A 15911-nucleotide genomic window follows, 5' to 3' on the forward strand; every position below is an offset into this window, starting at 1 on the left:
CACCGATGCGTCGGCTCGCTCCAAGATCCGGCTCCGTTTTTTTGCAGTTCCTGGACTTCTACATTTTCGGATATGATCGGCTCGACCGGCCGCGCTGTCGCTCCGGTCGGGAGGCACTTCTTGAGGAACCTAGGCAACCCGCACAGGGCCACCGACGGCGTTACGATCACACGGCGTGATCTGATTGCGGCCGCCGTTTCGGGTGCGGTCTTCGCCCCCGTTGCGCTTGGCGCCGAAGAAGAGAGTTTCAAATTCGGCCTGACGCCGGTCTTCCTCTCGAACGATCTCGAACTGCTTGGCCATCTGCGCAGCTATCTCAGCGCCAGGATCGGTGGCCGGATCGAGCTCGTCACGCGCCGCACCTATCAGGAGATCACCGCGCTGCTGGTTTCCGGCCAGATCCAGTCGGCATGGATCTGCGGCTATCCCTACGTGCAGTTCAAGGCCGATCTCGACCTTGTCGCAGCCCCGGTCTGGCACGGCAAGCCGCTCTACCAGTCGTACCTGATCGCTTCGGCCGACCGTAAAGTGGATGACTGGGCCGGACTGAACGGCGACGTCCATGCGTTCTCGGATCCTGACTCGAATTCGGGTTTTCTGGTGACGCGGGCGCTGCTTGCGGAGAACCGCCGGCTTCCCGGCAGCTTTTTCGCGCGCAGTTTTTTCACCTATGGCCACCGAAACGTCATCAGGGCCGTCGCCTCCGGCCTCGCTCAGTCGGGCAGCGTCGACGGCTATGTCTACGAGGTCATGCGTGAGACCGAGCCGAATCTGGTGAAGCAGACCAGGATCGTGCGCAAGTCGGAATGGCTGGGCTTTCCGCCAATCGCGTCGCCGAAGTCCGTCGCCAACGATCGACGCGTCAAGGCGTTGCAGCAGGCCTTGATTTCCATGCAGGATGATGCCGAGGGTCGCAAGGTCCTTGCCCTGCTTCGTCTGGACGGGTTCGTGGCAACCGGTCCGTCGCACTTCGACGCAATTGCGGCCAAGGTGGAAACCGTGAGGCAGTTTGGATGAAACTGTTTTGGCGTTTCCGATCGATTCCCGTCTCCTACCGCGTGCCGGTCCTTGTCGCCTTGCTCATGGTGGTCATCAGTGCGGCCATTTCCGAGCGCGTGCTCAGCCGGCTGTCGCGGACACAGGAAAGCTTCCTCAACGGTCTTGCCGAGACCTATCTGGACGGGCTTTCGTCAGCGGTCGTGCCGGCTGTGTTGCGGGCCGACGTCTGGGAGGTGTTCGACGCGCTTGACAGGTCCTCGGCGTCGTATAAATCGCTCGCTCCGATCGAGACCGTGGTGACCGGCTCAGACGGCAAGGTGCTCGCGGCGAGCGATCCGAACCGGATCGCGACCTATTCCGAATTGTCGGCCGATTACCGCAATCGCTATGGGCCGGACGTCGTCACCATCGACGAGGCCAGGTTGACCGGGTTCGCCCACCGCGAGCTCGTCTACCAGGGCCAGCCGATCGGCACCATCCACGCGACATTCGATGTTTCGCATCTCTTTGCCGAGCGGCGTGAGATCCTGGTCACCCTGCTCATTACCAATGGCGTCCTTGCGGCGTTGTTCGCGCTGGGCGGCTTCGTGCTGGTGAGGCAGATGATCGGGCCGATGCGGGTGCTGGAGGATCACATGCGCGCTGCAGCGCATGGCGCGGCCGAGCCGATCTCACCGCGGGAAATCCCGGCCGGGGACTCCGAAGTCGCAGGCCTGTTCCGCGGCTACAACGCCCTTGTCCATGCCGAGCGTGAGCGCGCGAACCTCGCCATGCAACTCGCCGAGGAAGAGAAGCTGTCGAGCCTCGGGCGTCTCGCTTCCGGCATGGCGCACGAGATCAACAATCCGCTTGGCGGCCTGTTCAACGCACTGGATACGTTGAAGACCCATGGCGAAACCCCCGGTGTTCGCGACACATCGATCAGCCTGATCGAGCGCGGCCTTGCCGGCATTCGCGACGTGGTCGAGGCCGCACTTGCGACTTATCGGCCAGAACGATCGCAGCGCCCGATGACGGCCGCCGATCTGGATGATGTCCGCCTGCTGCTGAAGCCGGAATTGCGCCGCAAGCGGCAGCGGCTGGATTGGAGCGTCGCATGGAGCGGTGGGCGGGAATTGCCCATCCGAGGCGGTCCGGTCCGTCAGGCAGTCCTCAATCTCCTCCTCAATGCCAGCGCGGTCACTCCGGAAGACGGGACGGTTTCGCTGACGGCGATGAGCGCAAAAGACCGGTTGCACATCGAGATCGGCGACCAGGGCTGCGGAATGCCGGCCGACATCGCAGGGATTCTCATCGACCAGAACTCCGGTCCGGCGGTACGCGCGGGGCGTGGCCTCGGCCTCTGGATGGTCCGCCGCGTGGTTGACGATCTCGGCGGACGTGCCAGTATCGCAGCCAAAAGAGGCGGAGGGACGGCGGTCACGCTGACAATCCCATTCGACAGGGAGGACACCAAAGCCCATGCCGCCTGAGCGCGCCCGGATAGGCCTCGTTGAGGACGATCCCGTCATGGGCGGGTCGATCGTCCAGCGCCTCGAGCTCGAGGGCTGGCAGGTGAATTGGTGGCAGTCAGGGCGGGATGCCATCTCCGGAATTGAAGGCCTCTGCGGTTGCCTCGACCTGGTGATTTGTGACGTCCGTCTCCCGGATATTTCCGGGGAAGTGGTTTTCAGCGAGCTTGCCAACCTGCCGAATTCGCCGCCCTTTGTCTTCGTGACCGGCCATGGCGAGATTGACCAGGCTGTCCGGTTGATGCGATCCGGCGCCGTCGATTTCATGACCAAGCCGTTCGCGATGGATGAATTCCTGCGCAGGATCGATTCCGCGCGGCGGACAACGCATAGCCAGCTTCGTCTCAACGGCTATTTCCTCGGCGAGTCCCCGGCCATCCAGCATGCCGAAGACCTGCTGCGGCGTTATGCCGGCCACGATCTTCCGGTGCTGATCACCGGCGAGACCGGATGCGGGAAAGAAGTGGCGGCCCGCCTGCTGCATGAGGTCTCACCTCGGCGCCTGGAGCCGTTCATCGCCGTGAACTGTGCGGCGATCCCGGCCGAACTGCTGGAAAGCGAGATTTTCGGTCACGAAAAAGGGGCGTTTACCGGGGCGCAGCAGCGGCATCTCGGATACGCCGAACGGGCCGGAAAAGGCACGTTGTTCCTGGACGAGATCGGTGACATGCCAATGCCGCTTCAGGCAAAACTGCTCAGGCTCATAGAGGATGGCAGTTTCAATCGCGTTGGCGGCGAGACGCCCTGCACGTTTGGTGCACGGGTGGTTTCCGCCACGCATCGCGACCTCGGCCAACGCGATGGGCGGTCGAGCTTCCGCGAAGATCTGTATTTTCGACTCGCGGTCCTGCCGGTGACGATTCCACCGCTGCGCGAGCGGCATGAAGACATCACCTGGCTGCTCGACAGGTTCCTTGAAAACGCAGCGACCCGATCCGATACCCGAATCCGGGGTTTCAGCGCGCTGGCCGAGGAGGCCGCACTCGCCTATCCCTGGCCCGGAAATGTGCGGGAGCTTAGAAACCGTGTCGAGCGGGCGGTGGCGTTGTCGACCAGTGAATGGATCATGCCCGGCGACCTGTTCCCGGAGCGGACGACAAAGCCCGCAAGTGCTGCATTCGTGCCGCTGGCCGATGTTCGCGACGCCGCGGAGCGGCGGCAGATCGAGCGGGCGCTGGACGAAACCGGCGGTCAGATCGCAAAAGCAGCCGGGTTGCTGGCGATCTCGCGAACGACGCTTTGGGAAAAGATGACGCGGCTCGGCGTTGCCGATCGGGCGCGTTCGACTTCCTGAACCTTCGGCAGTGCAGCATGTCCGGATTTCCGAACATGCAGGCTCCTTGGTGCTGGCTTTCCAGCAGTTTCTCCGATGCATGTCGCGCAAAAGTGCGCAGCGGTTTTGCGGCAACGATATGCATAAAAACAAGAACTTGAAGCGCGTCGCATGAATCCGTTCAATGCGACGCGCTTCAATCAAATCGGCGGCCTCTCCGGTTGGCACAGGCGTTGCAAGATCGCTTGCGACGATTTCGCCAATGGGAGGAATGCATGGATCGCTGCAACAGGCTGGTCGACGCCGGCCGCCGTCAATTCTTGAGGGGAGGGGCGTTCGCCGCCGCCGGCATGGCCACCGCCGTGGCGCTGCCGGCACAAGCCGAGACCAAGGCTGCACCCGGTCTGGCGCTGGTCGAATACCCGTCGAACAAGCTGGCCAATATAGCCGATTTGAAACCGAACGAGCCTTTCGATGTCGGCTATCCCGACGAGAACGCGCCCGGTGTGCTGCTGAAACTTGGCATGAAAGTGGAAGGCGGCGCCGGCCCTGACGGCGACATCGTCGGCTTTTCCACCATCTGCCCGCACAAGGGCTTCCCGCTCAACTACAACGCCGAGGACCACTCCTTCAATTGCCCCGGCCACTATTCGCGCTTCGATGCGGATGCCGGCGGGCAACAGATCTGGGGGCAGTCGACCGCCAACCTGCCGCAATATGCGCTCCGCATCGACGACAAGGGCGACATCTATGCCGAGGGCCTGGACGAGCTGCTCTACGGCCGTCTGAGCAACGTGCTTTAAGGGAGGATCGGATCATGGCCTACAAACGTCACATCGACCGGCTGCCGATCATTCCGGCGGATGCGAAGAAACACAACGTCACCTGCCACTATTGCATCGTCGGCTGCGGCTATCACGCCTACACCTGGCCGACCAACAAGCAGGGCGGCACCGATGCCGCTTCGAACGTGTTCGGCGTCGAACTGTCCGAGCAGCAGGCCGCCGAGACCGACGCCTGGTACGCGCCGTCGATGTACAACATCGTCAAGCAGGACGGCAAGGACGTCCACATCGTCATCAAGCCGGACCACGACTGCGAAGTGAATTCCGGCCTCGGCTCGGTGCGCGGCGCCCGCATGGGCGAGCTGCGCTACTCGACCGCCCGCGGCTCGCAGCAGCAACGTCTCACCGATCCAATGGTCTGGCGGTACGGCCAGATGCAACCGACCTCGTGGGAGGATGCCCTCGATCTCGTTGCCCGTGTCACCGCCGCCGTCGTCAAGGATCAGGGCGAGGATGGGCTGTTCGTCTCCGTTTTCGATCACGGCGGTTCGGCCGGCGGCTACGAAAACACCTGGGGCACCGGAAAACTCTATTTCGGCTCGATGAAGGTGAAGAACATCCGCATCCACAACAGGCCGGCCTACAATTCAGAGGTCCATGCGACCCGCGACATGGGCGTCGGTGAGCTGAACAACTGCTACGAGGATGCCGAACTCGCCGATACGCTCGTCTCGGTCGGCAACAATCCGCTGGAGACGCAGACCAACTATTTCCTCAACCACTGGATCCCAAACCTGCGCGGCACCTCGATGCAGAAAAAACAGGCGCAGCTTCCGGACGAACCGCATGCCAAGGCACGCATCATCTTCGTCGATCCGCGCCGCACCGTATCGGTCAATGCGGCCGAGGCCGAAGCCGGCAAGGAAAACGTCATGCACCTTGCCATCAATTCCGGCACCGACATGGTGCTGTTCAATGCCTGGCTGACCGAGATTGCCGACAAGGGCTGGGTCGACAAGGCGTTCATCGACGCCTCGACCACCGATTTCGACAAGGCGCTCGCCGCCAACAAAACCACGCTCGAGGATGCGGCGAAAATTACCGGGCTGACCGTCGACCAGATCCGTCAGTCGGCGGCATGGATCGCCGAGCCCAAGGACGGTAAGCGTCGACGCACCATGTTCGCCTATGAGAAGGGCCTGATCTGGGGCAACGACAATTATCGCACCAATGCCGCGCTGGTGAACGTCGCGCTCGCCACCGGCAATGTCGGCCGCGAGGGCGGCGGCTGCGTGCGCATGGGCGGCCACCAGGAGGGCTATGTCCGTCCCTCCGACGCGCATGTCGGCCGACCGGCCGCCTATGTCGACAAGCTGCTGATCGAGGGCAAGGGCGGCGTTCATCACATCTGGGCCTGCGACCACTACAAGACCACGCTGAACGCCCACCAGTTCAACATGGTCTACAAGAAGCGCACCGACATCGTGAAGGATGCGATGAGCAAGGTGGCGTATGGCGACCGCGACGCCATGGTCAAGGCGATCACCGATGCTATTCAGGCCGGCGGCCTGTTCTCGGTCGACGTCGACATCATCCCGTCCAAGATCGGAGCCGCGAGCCATGTCTGGCTGCCGGCGGCCGAGTCGGGCGAGATGAACTTGACGTCGATGAACGGCGAGCGGCGCATGCGGCTGGTCGAGCGCTACATGGACCCGCCCGGCAACGCCAGGCCGGACTGTCTCATCGCCGCCGGGCTTGCCCAGCACATGGAAAAGGTGCTGCGCGAAATGGGCGACAATGCCTATGCCGACCAGTTCAAGGGCTTTGACTGGAAGACCGAGGAAGACGCCTTCATGGACGGCTACAACAAGAATGCCGGAGGCGGCGAATTCGTCACCTATGAGCGTCTGAAGGCGATGGGCAATAACGGCTTCCAGGAGCCCGCCACCGGTTTCGAAGGCGGCAAGATCGTCGGCACCAAGCGTCTTTATACCGATGGCAAGTTCGGGACAAAGGACGGCAAGGCGACCTTCATGGAAGCGCAATGGCGCGGCCTGCAGGCGCCGGGCAAGGAGGAGCAGAAGAAGAACAACAAGTACCTCATCAACAACGGGCGCGCCAACCAGGTCTGGCAGAATGCCTTTTTGGACCAGGAGAGCGAATTCGTGATGGACCGCTGGCCCTATCCGTTCATCGAGATGAGCCCGGACGACATGAGCGAACTCGGCGTGAAGAACGGCGACCTCGTCGAGGTTTACAACGAGAGCGGCTCGACCCAGGCGATGGTCTACCCGACGCCGAGCGCCAGAAAGGGCGAGACCTTCATGCTGTTCGGATTCCCGACCGGCGTGCAGGGCAACGTCATCAACGCCGGCACCAATGAGCTGATCCTGCCCAACTACAAGCAGACCTGGGCGAGCATCCGGAAAATCTCGGATGCGCCGGAAGGTGTGAAGCACCTGTCGTTCAAGTCGCAGGAGTATCAACCCGTCTGAGGCGGCCCTCCCAACCCCCATCTGGCTGTCGAGGCCGCCGACCAAAGCCATCAGGCAGCGGCGGCCTCGAGCTTCTCCTCGGAATTGCCGAGCGCCAGGATCTGAGTCTCCGATGCGCGCAAAGCCCTGTGCGATCGCCAGGCGATCGCAGACGTCACGGCTGCGTCGGCCGCGTGGCGGCCGCCAGTGCGTCGATGTCGTCGTAGAGCGCCTGGCTGTGACGGTAGAGCTGCTCGAAAACCGGTTGGGTGCGCCTGTAGATCTCGGCCCATCCGGGGTCCGGCAGGATTTCGGCGCCGTAGCTCACGAAGCGCTCGGCCGCCTGGTCGACGCGCGAGAAGCGGCCTGTCGCCGTCGCGGCCATCGCGGCACAGCCGACAATGCCGCATTCGGGCTCCCGCGGGACCAGGATCGGAATGTTGAAGGCACTGGCCTTGATCTTCAGCCAGAGTTCGGTGCGCGCCCCGCCACCGGCGGCGATGACGCGCTCCAGCGGCCTGTTCGACGCCTGTTCCATGATGCGGATGTGGCGCGTCATGGCAAAGGCGATGCCTTCCAGGATCGAGCGGTGCAAATGCTCCATGCCATGCCCGGCGCCCAATCCGAAGAACTGTGCGCGGGCGTTGCGATGGCGCCCCAGGCGTTCGCCGGTGAGAAAGGGCATGAAGAGCAGCGCGTCGCAACCGGCCGGCGCCTCGGCGGCGCGGGCGACGATCTCGTCGTAGGACAGCGCGTTGCCGTGGAAGGCACGGCGTGCCCAGCGCATGCCGTCGCCGCCGGTCTCCAGCAGCACGAATTGCGCCCAGTTGCCTTCGACCGTCGCAACGTTCGAGATTTCCGGGTCAAGCAGCGGCTTCTCCGCGATAACAGTGATGATGGCGCCCGTGCCGGTGCTGTCGGAACCCAGTCCCGGGCGACAGGCGCCTGAGCCGAGCAGTGCCACCGGATAGTCGGCGCCACCGACCAGCACCGGGGTTCCAGAGCGCAGGCCGCTGTCGAGCGCCGCCTGTTCGGTGACGTGGCCGACGACATCCAGCGGGTTGCGGATCGGCGGTAGCTTGGCGGCGTCGAGACCCATGCGCTCGATCATCACCGGCGACCAGTCGAGCCGCTCCGGGTTCATCAGGAAGCTGCAGGACGCGTCGCCTGTATCCATGGCGATCTCGTCGGTCAGCCGGTAGTTGATGTAATCCTTCGGCATGATGGCGACTGCGCTGCGGGCGTATGCGGCGGGATCGTTGTCTCGGACCCATTGCAGTTTGAAGCCCGGCCATGCCGGGGTCGGCGTGTTGCCGCTTTCGGGCAGGTAGCTGTCCGGCTGGTTCGCTTGCTCGAAGCGACGGACGAGATCGACGGTGCGCTTGTCGTTCCAGAGCGGTGCCGTGTCGCGCGTCAGCGCTCCGTGCGCGTCGAGCAGGACCACCCCGTGCATCTGCCCGCAGACGCAGATGGCGGAGATGTTTTCGCGGGCGCCTTCGACGCGGTCCAGCACCGTCTTGACGCTCGCTCGCGCACCCTCCCACCAGTCGAGCGGCCGCTGTTCGGCCCAGCCGAATTCCGGCACGATCTGGTCGTGCTCGCGCGACGCAAGCTCGAGGATCTTGCCGGCGACATCGATCAGTGCGGCGCGGACGCTGCCGGTGCCGACGTCGATGGCGAGGAAAAGCTCGCCGCTCATTTCGGAAGAGTCCTGAGATGGGCAAACATGTGATCCTCTGTCTATCGGTTAGAGCGAGCGCGGCGTGACGAGACCCAGGCGTCAGGCTTTCGCCGCTTCGATGGCGATGCGCGACATCGCGTCGAAATCCGGCCCGGACACCGGGATCGCGATGTCGAAGACCTCTGCGATCACCTGCGTCCAGCCATGCAGGAAATATGTCCAACCATCCTCGATCTGCAACTGCTGTCGGGCCTGCTGCCGCCTTGCCTGGTCGAGGAAGATCAGGTCGCCGCGATAGTTGAGATCCCAGGCAATGCCGCGCTTGGGGAACACGCCGTCACCGGTAATCGGCGAGCCGGGCGCGTCCTTGCCAAGTCCGGTCGCGTTGATCACCAGCGAGCCTGGTTTCAGCGCCGCCAACGTCTCGTCATTGATCTCAGGTCGGTCTGCCAGGACATATTCGATCTCGACCGCCGACATCATATCTTTGTGGATGCGCTCGATTTCATCGAGACGCGGCTGCCAACGGTCGCTGACAATGATGCGCGAAGGCAAGTCGGCGCCACGCTCCTTGCCCATCAGGTGCCAGGTGATTGCTATCGTCGATCCGCCGGCGCCCATCGACAGGACCTCCGCGCCGGTGTCCGCAAAATATCCCGCCGGAATGAAACCGTCTATCGCAAGGCCCGAAGAGATCGGATCCTTGGCATGGCAGACGAGTTTTCCGCCCCGCTTCGACAGGCAACTGGTCTCGTGCATCAGGCGGGCGTGCGGATCGACCACATCGAACAGGTCGCGCGCTGCGTTGAAAAGATCGATCTTGTGCGTGGTGACGAGCGCGCCAAGCGACTGCGGGTCGGATTTTATGAAGGAGACGACCTCACGGTAGGCCTCCGGATCGGCATGGAGTGGAAAGTCGATGCCCCTGAGAACCGCATCCTTGAGAACCGCTTCCTTCAGCCCGAGGTGGCGCGCCCATGCCGGGAAAACCCGCATGATCGAGCTGCTCGTCGTCGTAACGCCGATAAAATAGAATGTCGGCTGGGTGGCCGGCCGATAGCGGCTCATTTGCCATTCTCCCGGATTTCCTCCGCGCGCAGTGCAGCAATGCTAAATGAAGCAGCGATCTCGTAGCGAGCCTTCATGCCGGCGCCGTGCCGGATTGTTGCCCATAGAGGGCAGAGATCAGCTTTGCGTCACGCGGTCGCCAATCCGGGTTGTCGACTTGCCTCCAGCCTCCATCGCCGGCGACCACGCGCGAGCGCATTCCTCCCGATCTCGCGATGATCTCGTAGTCCTGCCCTGAATCGGCGGGGTAGCAGAACAGCATCACCAGATCGCCTTCCCCGACATTGATCGAGCGGTGGATCCAGAACGGCGGAACATAACAGACGGTCTGGGCGTCGATCGGCAGGATGCGAACCTCGCCCTCCGGCGACTCCATCAGCATGAGACCGTGCCCTTTCTGGCCATAGTAAATCTCGGGCCGGTCGGCCTGCTTGTGGATGTGACCGCGCGTCATGAAATATTCGTCGCCGACCTTGCCTGGCGCCATGTGCGTGACGCCGAAAATCAGATCGCCCGACTGCTCGGTCGGTCGGAACTCGGAGACTTCGTAGACGATGCGCTCACCCCATGTCACGCGCATGGCTTCGAACGCCGCGGCGTCAGCATAGAGCCCGTCCAGATCGCGGAAGCGCTTTTGGTAGCTGCCGGTTGCATTTGCCATCGCACCAGTCGACAGGTCGACCTTGCATGCAATGGGCTCAAACAATCTCGTCAAAGGACTACCTCATATTGCATTGCAGGCGCGTCGGCGCTGATCTGGCCCGCACCTCCTGCTTTCGACAAGACCACTTGCTTTGCAGGGTACGATTTGCTCCCTATGCAGACCAGCCTGGAGGTTGCTGGATTATGGCAGGTTTCGACCACGAAGCACATGACAATGGGTTGGGCGGCATGCCGCATCCGCTGTCTTAAAAGCAATCCTCGAGAGCCGCCTTGCTCCTCCAAGTCGCCTTCGACAAGCCTGAACACCTGGCCCTGCTCGCGCAAATGAAGGATTTTGCCGACATTATCGAGATCGGCACGCCATTGCTGAAACGCCTCGGCCTCTCGGCCATCACCACAGCGCGCGAGCTCTGCCCTGAAGTCATGGTGTTGGCCGATACCAAAACCGTCGACGGCGGCCGGTTCGAGGCTGATATGGTATTCGGCGCCGGCGCCGCATTCATGACGGTGCTGTCGTGTGCTTCGCCCGCCACGCATGAGGCGGTCGGAAAACGTGCCGCAGCCTTCGGCGCGACGGTCGTCGTCGATACCATCACCGAGGCGGGCAAGGCAGAATTGCTTCCCTTGAATGCTGTCTTCCCCGAAAGCTTCGGCTACATCGCTGTCCACTCGCCAACCGATGCGCGGCTGGCCGGCAACATTTCCACGTCACATATCGACGCCGTCAGAAAGATGCATGATCGTGGCTTTCTGGTTTCGCTCGCCGGCGGGATCGGCCCCGACACGCTGGAAGCGGTGATCGCAGTCGAGCCCGAAATCCTCGTGGTTGGCAGCGCCATCACAGAATCCGCAAACCCGAAAGAGGTAGCACGATGGATTCGCGACAGATTGCCCAATCCAGGCCGTGGCTGGCGGTGGGACAGGAGATAGCCGACCTTCTTGGCCGGATCGACGCCGACGCCTTTGCAGGGCTGGTGCAGGCGTTCGATGACCCCGATCAGCGATGGTTCTTTTCCGGGCAGGGACGCTCCGGCCTTGTCGCGCAGATGGGTGCGATGCGCTTCATGCATGTTGGCCGAGCGGTGCATTTCGTCGGTGAGGCATCGGCGCCATCGATCCGCAGGGGCGATGCGCTGCTGATCATCTCCGGCTCCGGGGAAACGCCGGTCAGTACAGGCTTTGCCCGCATCGCCAAGGCGGAGGGCGCCAAGGTCGTTACGCTGACGCATCAGCCGGCCGGGACCCTGGCCGGCATTGCCGATGTCACCCTGCATGTCCCTGTCGAGAAATCGAAACAGTTTGGCGGCAGCCTGTTCGAGCAATCCTGCCTCATCCTGCTCGACTCCATTGTGCACTTCATGGCCCAGCAGATACCCGACGCGCACAGACTGATGTTGCACCGCCACACCAACTTGCAGTGACCATGCCGACGGTGGTGAGCATCGGTCACGGGGATTGTCGATGCGGTGGAATATTCCCCAGGCAAGATCGAGCGGTTTTCTGGCGACTCCGCGCTAAAACCGCTGCGCCCTTTTGGGCGACATGCATTAGCCGGGAAGCCCGCGGGGCAGCTCACCTTCCGTGGCGGCAAGGCACTGGACTCGCTGCGCGATGCCGATATTGTGCTTGGCAAGCGTTGGTGCCGTGCTCTGGCGACGGCAACCGACGGGGAGATACCGGCGGCTTGGTTCGCAGGAACATGTCCCGGTCAACACGGGAGGAAGTCTGATGAGAATTGGGGTCTTTCTGGCCGGCTTTTCGGCTTTTGCCGCGCTGGTTGGCGCGCCTGCCTTTGCCCAGGACAAGCCGTTTGCGGGGGTTACCGTGAACGTCATTACGCAGACCGGTGCGATTCAGGAGCCGCTACAGCGGCGCGCGCCCGAGTTCGAAGCGCTCACCGGCGCCAAGATCAATGTCATCGCGGTGCCCTTCTCGGATCTCTATCAGAAGATTCTCACCGACTGGGCGAGCGGCACCAACTCGGTCGATGCCGGCGTGTTCGCCCCGCAATGGATGGTCGACTACATTGCCGGCGGCTACCTCGAGGACCTGACGCCGCGGGTCGAGGCCGACAAGGACATCCAGCAGGACGATGTGGGCGCGTTCTTCCGGGACTTCTCCGAGAAGTACAGCGGCAAGACCTACATGATCACGCTCGATGGCGACTTCCACATGATGTACTACCGCAAGGACGTGCTGGAAGCGGCCGGCCTGGCGGTGCCGAAAACCTGGGACGAGTATCTCGAGGTCGCCAAGGCCACGCATGGCAAGGACATGAGCGGCGATGGCACGCCGGATTTCGGCTCCTGCATCGCCAAGAAGCGCAACGCGCAGAGCTATTGGTTCGTCACCGATGTGGTCGGCTCGATGACCCAGTCCAAGGGAACCAGCCAGGGCACCTTCTTCAACACCAAGGACATGACGCCGCTCGTCAACAACGACGCCTTCCGCAAGGCGCTCGACTTCCTGTCTGAATCGACCAAGTACGGCCCGCCGGACGAGTTGAACCTCGACGTCAGCGATACAAGGCCGCTCTTCGCTTCCGGCCGCTGCGCGCTGAACCTCGACTGGGGTGATGTAGGCACGATCTCGATCGATCCGAAGCAGTCCAAGGTGATGGGCAAATGGGGCGCTGCGATCATGCCCGGATCCAAGGAGGTCCTGAACTGGGACACCGGCAAGCTGGAGGCCTGCACGGCAGAAAACTGCCCGCACGCGATCGACGGCGTGAACCATGCACCATTCGCCGCCTTTGGCGGCTGGGGCGGCGGCATCAACGCGGCGGCCGATCCGAAGGTGAAGGACGCCGCCTACGCCTACTTCTCGTTCATGACGCAGCCGGCGCAGTCGAATGCCGACGTTACCGTCGGCGGCACCGGGTTCAACCCGTACCGCACCTCGCAGCTCGGCTACAGCGACCTTTGGAAGAAGGCCGGCATGAGCGAGGAGGAGGCCAAAGTCTACCTGGGCGCGATCAACGACAGCATGAGCAGCCCGAACATGATCCTCGACCTGCGCATCCCACAAAATCAGAAGTACCAGCAGGTCGTGCTCGACGAGGCGGTCTCGCGCTTCCTCGCCGGCGAAATCGACAAGGAAGCGACCGTCGCGGCGGTCGAGGAAGGCTGGAATGAGCTGAACGAAGAGATTGGCAAAGACGAGCAACTCAAACTTTACAAGGCGACCATCGGCGCCAAATAGGCAGCCAGGCAAACAACCCGGCGTGGCATCGTCCGCGCCGGGTCTGATGCCTGCCCCACTTTCTCAGGGTATGATGACCGCAACCGACACGATGCCAGACGCTGCCGACCGCCGCAGCTGGGCCGAATGGCTGGACGGTCACTCAGGCCGGATCATGGTGCTGCCAGCCGTCGTCGTGCTTCTCTGCTTCGCGATTTTTCCGCTCATCATCTCGGCCTATCTCGCGCTTTCGCGCTTTGCGCTCGCGTCGGGCGGATTCACGCTGAAATTCATCGGACTTTTGAACTTCCGCAAGCTGCTGGTCGGCTCGCAGCAGTATCACCTGCTCGGTAAGTTTGGCACGTTCGGCTTTGTCCAATTCGCTTTGCTGGCCTTGATCGCGGCAGGGCTGTTTTTCCTCCTCGCCCGCTACTTGTTGCGTGGCAGGCCGACCGTCGTCGGCACGGTTGGTCGGCTTCTGGCGACCTCGATGGCGATGGGCCTGGCGGTTCTTGCGCTGGCCACCATGGCGCCGGGCGGCGTGCCGGGGACTGTCGTCAACACGCTTCTCTACGTGTTCGTCGGCGTGTCCGTGCAGTTCGCACTGGGGCTGGGCCTCGCGCTGCTGTGCGGCCAGCCGATCCGCGGCCGGAATTTCTTTCGCGTCCTCTTCTTCATCCCGCTGATGGTGACCCCGGTCGGCATCGCCTACACGTTCCGCATGCTCGCCGACATGCAGAAGGGGCCCTTCGCCCCGCTCGTGCGCGCTTTCGGCATCAGCGAGTGGTCGTGGGCCACGGAGGCCTGGTCGGCGCGGCTGATGGTGTTGGTCGGCGACACCTGGCAGTGGACGCCGTTCATGTTCATCGTGCTGCTGGCGGCCATCGAAAACCAGCCGCGCGATCAGGTCGAGGCGGCACGGCTCGACGGCGCCAACGGCTTCCAGATTTTTCGCGACATTACCTGGCCAGCGATCGCGCCGATTGCCGCTACCGTCGTGCTGATCCGGCTCATCGAGGCTTTCAAGATCATCGATCTGCCGAACGTGCTCACCGGCGGCGGCCCCGGCCTGGCGACGGAATCGATGACGCTCCATTCCTTCATTTCCTGGCGCACCCAGGATCTCGGCGGCTCGGCCGCTATCGGCTACATGCTGCTCTTCATCTCGACCATCGTATGCGTCTCGTTCTTCAACTTCGTGGTCCGGCCGGCGCGCCGGTTCGAAGCATGAGCACCGAGCCGCGCTCGCTGGCGCGCCGGCTGTTCGAGCCGGCCTCGATCGACAGCCAGGCGCCGGTCGCCAGGGTGGTGACCTATGTGCTGCTGTTCCTGTGGACGCTGGTTGTGGTGCTTCCTCTCTACTGGGTGTTCATCACGTCCTTCAAGGGGCCTGGGGAGGTCGACAACGGGCCGTTCTATCTTCCGTTCGTCGACTTTGCCCCTTCGCTTCAGGCATGGGACTTCATGCTGGTGCAGAATTATACGCTGCGCCCTTACATGAATTCGGTCGTTGTCGCCGTCGCCAGCACGCTGCTCGCAGTCCTGATCGGCTCGCTGGCAGCCTACGCGCTCGTGCGTATCCGCTTCCAGGTGAAACTCGCCGCCGTTGCAATCTTCCTGATCCTGCTCACCGCAATCATCATGGCGGTGGCCACTTTCGGCGTGCGGTGGGAGATCGCTATTGTCGTGGCGGCAGCCCTCTTCGTCATTGCGCTGTTCACGCTCGCTGGACGCACGAAGCTTGCGGTCGGCAACAGCGACATTGAGTTCTGGATCATCTCGAACCGCATCATGCCGCCGATCGTCGCCGTATTGCCGATCTACGTGATGTTCCAGCAGATGCGCCTGCTTGACACGCAGGTGGCGCTGATCGCCACCTACACCGCCATCAACCTGCCGATCGTGGTGTGGCTGACGCGCGATTTCTTCGCCGGCATCCCGCTCGACCTCGAGGAGAGCGCACAAATAGACGGCGCCTCCAAGTTCCGCGTTTTCTTCACCATCGCGCTGCCGCTGGTGCGGTCCGGCCTGGTCGCGACCTTCCTGCTGGTGCTGATCCTTGCCTGGAACGAGTATCTGCTGGCCCTCTTCCTCTCCAATGCCGATGCGCAGACCATGCCGGTGCTGGTATCGGCACAGAACACGACCCGCGGGCCGCAATGGTGGAACATGTCGGTGTTGATCACCGTGATGATCGCCCCCGTGATCATCATCTCCAGCATCCTGCAGAAGCACATCGCGCGCGGGCTGCTGGTCGGCGCAGTGAAGGGCTAGTCA

At 62.8% G+C, this 15911-nt stretch carries 13 protein-coding genes; 10 read left to right on the plus strand and 3 right to left on the minus strand.

The window, feature by feature from the left end:
* Positions 1-120 precede the first annotated feature (120 nt).
* From AC0L17_RS08935 to AC0L17_RS08955, 5 genes are all read left to right on the plus strand, one after another.
* The gene (locus tag AC0L17_RS08935; protein WP_473515538.1) at positions 121-1017 is read left to right on the plus strand and encodes a substrate-binding domain-containing protein; all 897 of its coding nucleotides are present in this window, start codon (positions 121-123) and stop codon (positions 1015-1017) included.
* A complete protein-coding gene (locus AC0L17_RS08940; protein ID WP_473515539.1) occupies positions 1014-2471 on the plus strand; it encodes a sensor histidine kinase in 1458 nt (485 codons plus the stop codon). The genes AC0L17_RS08935 and AC0L17_RS08940 overlap by 4 nt, the downstream gene beginning before the upstream one ends.
* On the plus strand, positions 2461-3804 hold the full coding sequence (locus AC0L17_RS08945; protein ID WP_473515540.1) for a sigma-54-dependent transcriptional regulator: 1344 nt from the start codon (positions 2461-2463) through the stop codon (positions 3802-3804). The genes AC0L17_RS08940 and AC0L17_RS08945 overlap by 11 nt, the downstream gene beginning before the upstream one ends.
* 254 nt (positions 3805-4058) lie before the next feature.
* Positions 4059-4586 (plus strand): arsenate reductase (azurin) small subunit, encoded by a 528-nt coding sequence (locus tag AC0L17_RS08950; protein ID WP_473515541.1) that lies wholly within the window; start codon positions 4059-4061, stop codon positions 4584-4586.
* Positions 4587-4600: 14 nt separating this feature from the next.
* Positions 4601-7063, plus strand: a complete 2463-nt coding sequence (locus AC0L17_RS08955) for an arsenate reductase (azurin) large subunit (protein ID WP_473515542.1) — start codon at positions 4601-4603, stop codon at positions 7061-7063.
* Between the two features lie 154 nt (positions 7064-7217).
* On the opposite strand, the gene AC0L17_RS08960 is transcribed toward AC0L17_RS08955, so the two are convergent.
* From AC0L17_RS08960 to AC0L17_RS08970, 3 genes are all read right to left on the minus strand, one after another.
* Positions 7218-8741: a xylulokinase gene (locus AC0L17_RS08960; protein ID WP_473515543.1), complete on the minus strand. Its 1524-nt coding sequence runs from the start codon at positions 8739-8741 to the stop codon at positions 7218-7220.
* Positions 8742-8822: 81 nt separating this feature from the next.
* Positions 8823-9791: a shikimate dehydrogenase gene (locus AC0L17_RS08965; RefSeq protein ID WP_473515544.1), complete on the minus strand. Its 969-nt coding sequence runs from the start codon at positions 9789-9791 to the stop codon at positions 8823-8825.
* A 73-nt stretch (positions 9792-9864) separates the two neighbouring features.
* Positions 9865-10506, minus strand: coding sequence for a glucose-6-phosphate isomerase (locus AC0L17_RS08970; RefSeq protein WP_473515545.1), 642 nt, complete (start codon positions 10504-10506; stop codon positions 9865-9867).
* Between the two features lie 218 nt (positions 10507-10724).
* Between AC0L17_RS08970 and AC0L17_RS08975 the strand changes: the two genes are divergently transcribed.
* The 5 genes from AC0L17_RS08975 (at position 10725) to AC0L17_RS08995 (ending at position 15908) form a co-directional block, all read left to right on the plus strand.
* Positions 10725-11384 (plus strand): orotidine 5'-phosphate decarboxylase / HUMPS family protein, encoded by a 660-nt coding sequence (locus tag AC0L17_RS08975; RefSeq protein ID WP_473515546.1) that lies wholly within the window; start codon positions 10725-10727, stop codon positions 11382-11384.
* Positions 11327-11875, plus strand: a complete 549-nt coding sequence (locus AC0L17_RS08980; RefSeq protein ID WP_473515547.1) for an SIS domain-containing protein — start codon at positions 11327-11329, stop codon at positions 11873-11875. Before AC0L17_RS08975 ends, AC0L17_RS08980 begins: the two co-directional genes overlap by 58 nt.
* Before the next feature lie 307 nt (positions 11876-12182).
* Entirely contained in the window at positions 12183-13655 is a 1473-nt protein-coding gene (locus tag AC0L17_RS08985; protein ID WP_473515548.1) for an ABC transporter substrate-binding protein, read from the plus strand.
* A gap of 73 nt (positions 13656-13728) precedes the next feature.
* Complete coding sequence (locus AC0L17_RS08990) at positions 13729-14865, plus strand: carbohydrate ABC transporter permease (protein WP_473490764.1); 1137 nt, start codon at positions 13729-13731, stop codon at positions 14863-14865.
* Entirely contained in the window at positions 14862-15908 is a 1047-nt protein-coding gene (locus tag AC0L17_RS08995) for a carbohydrate ABC transporter permease (RefSeq protein WP_473515549.1), read from the plus strand. Before AC0L17_RS08990 ends, AC0L17_RS08995 begins: the two co-directional genes overlap by 4 nt.
* Positions 15909-15911: the final 3 nt, after the last annotated feature.

The sequence above is a fragment of the Mesorhizobium sp. WSM4829 genome (genome assembly GCF_055811475.1).

Excerpts from the sequence above, each read along its gene's own strand:
- AC0L17_RS08945 (WP_473515540.1), top strand. The coding sequence starts at position 2,461 with ATGCCGCCTGAGCGCGCCCGGATAGGCCTCGTTGAGGACGATCCCGTC.
- AC0L17_RS08985 (WP_473515548.1), top strand. The coding sequence starts at position 12,183 with ATGAGAATTGGGGTCTTTCTGGCCGGCTTTTCGGCTTTTGCCGCGCTG.
- AC0L17_RS08995 (WP_473515549.1), top strand. The coding sequence starts at position 14,862 with ATGAGCACCGAGCCGCGCTCGCTGGCGCGCCGGCTGTTCGAGCCGGCC.
- AC0L17_RS08950 (WP_473515541.1), top strand. The coding sequence starts at position 4,059 with ATGGATCGCTGCAACAGGCTGGTCGACGCCGGCCGCCGTCAATTCTTG.
- AC0L17_RS08940 (WP_473515539.1), top strand. The coding sequence starts at position 1,014 with ATGAAACTGTTTTGGCGTTTCCGATCGATTCCCGTCTCCTACCGCGTG.
- AC0L17_RS08955 (WP_473515542.1), top strand. The coding sequence starts at position 4,601 with ATGGCCTACAAACGTCACATCGACCGGCTGCCGATCATTCCGGCGGAT.
- AC0L17_RS08960 (WP_473515543.1), bottom strand. The coding sequence starts at position 8,741 with ATGAGCGGCGAGCTTTTCCTCGCCATCGACGTCGGCACCGGCAGCGTC.
- AC0L17_RS08990 (WP_473490764.1), top strand. The coding sequence starts at position 13,729 with ATGACCGCAACCGACACGATGCCAGACGCTGCCGACCGCCGCAGCTGG.
- AC0L17_RS08965 (WP_473515544.1), bottom strand. The coding sequence starts at position 9,791 with ATGAGCCGCTATCGGCCGGCCACCCAGCCGACATTCTATTTTATCGGC.
- AC0L17_RS08980 (WP_473515547.1), top strand. The coding sequence starts at position 11,327 with ATGGATTCGCGACAGATTGCCCAATCCAGGCCGTGGCTGGCGGTGGGA.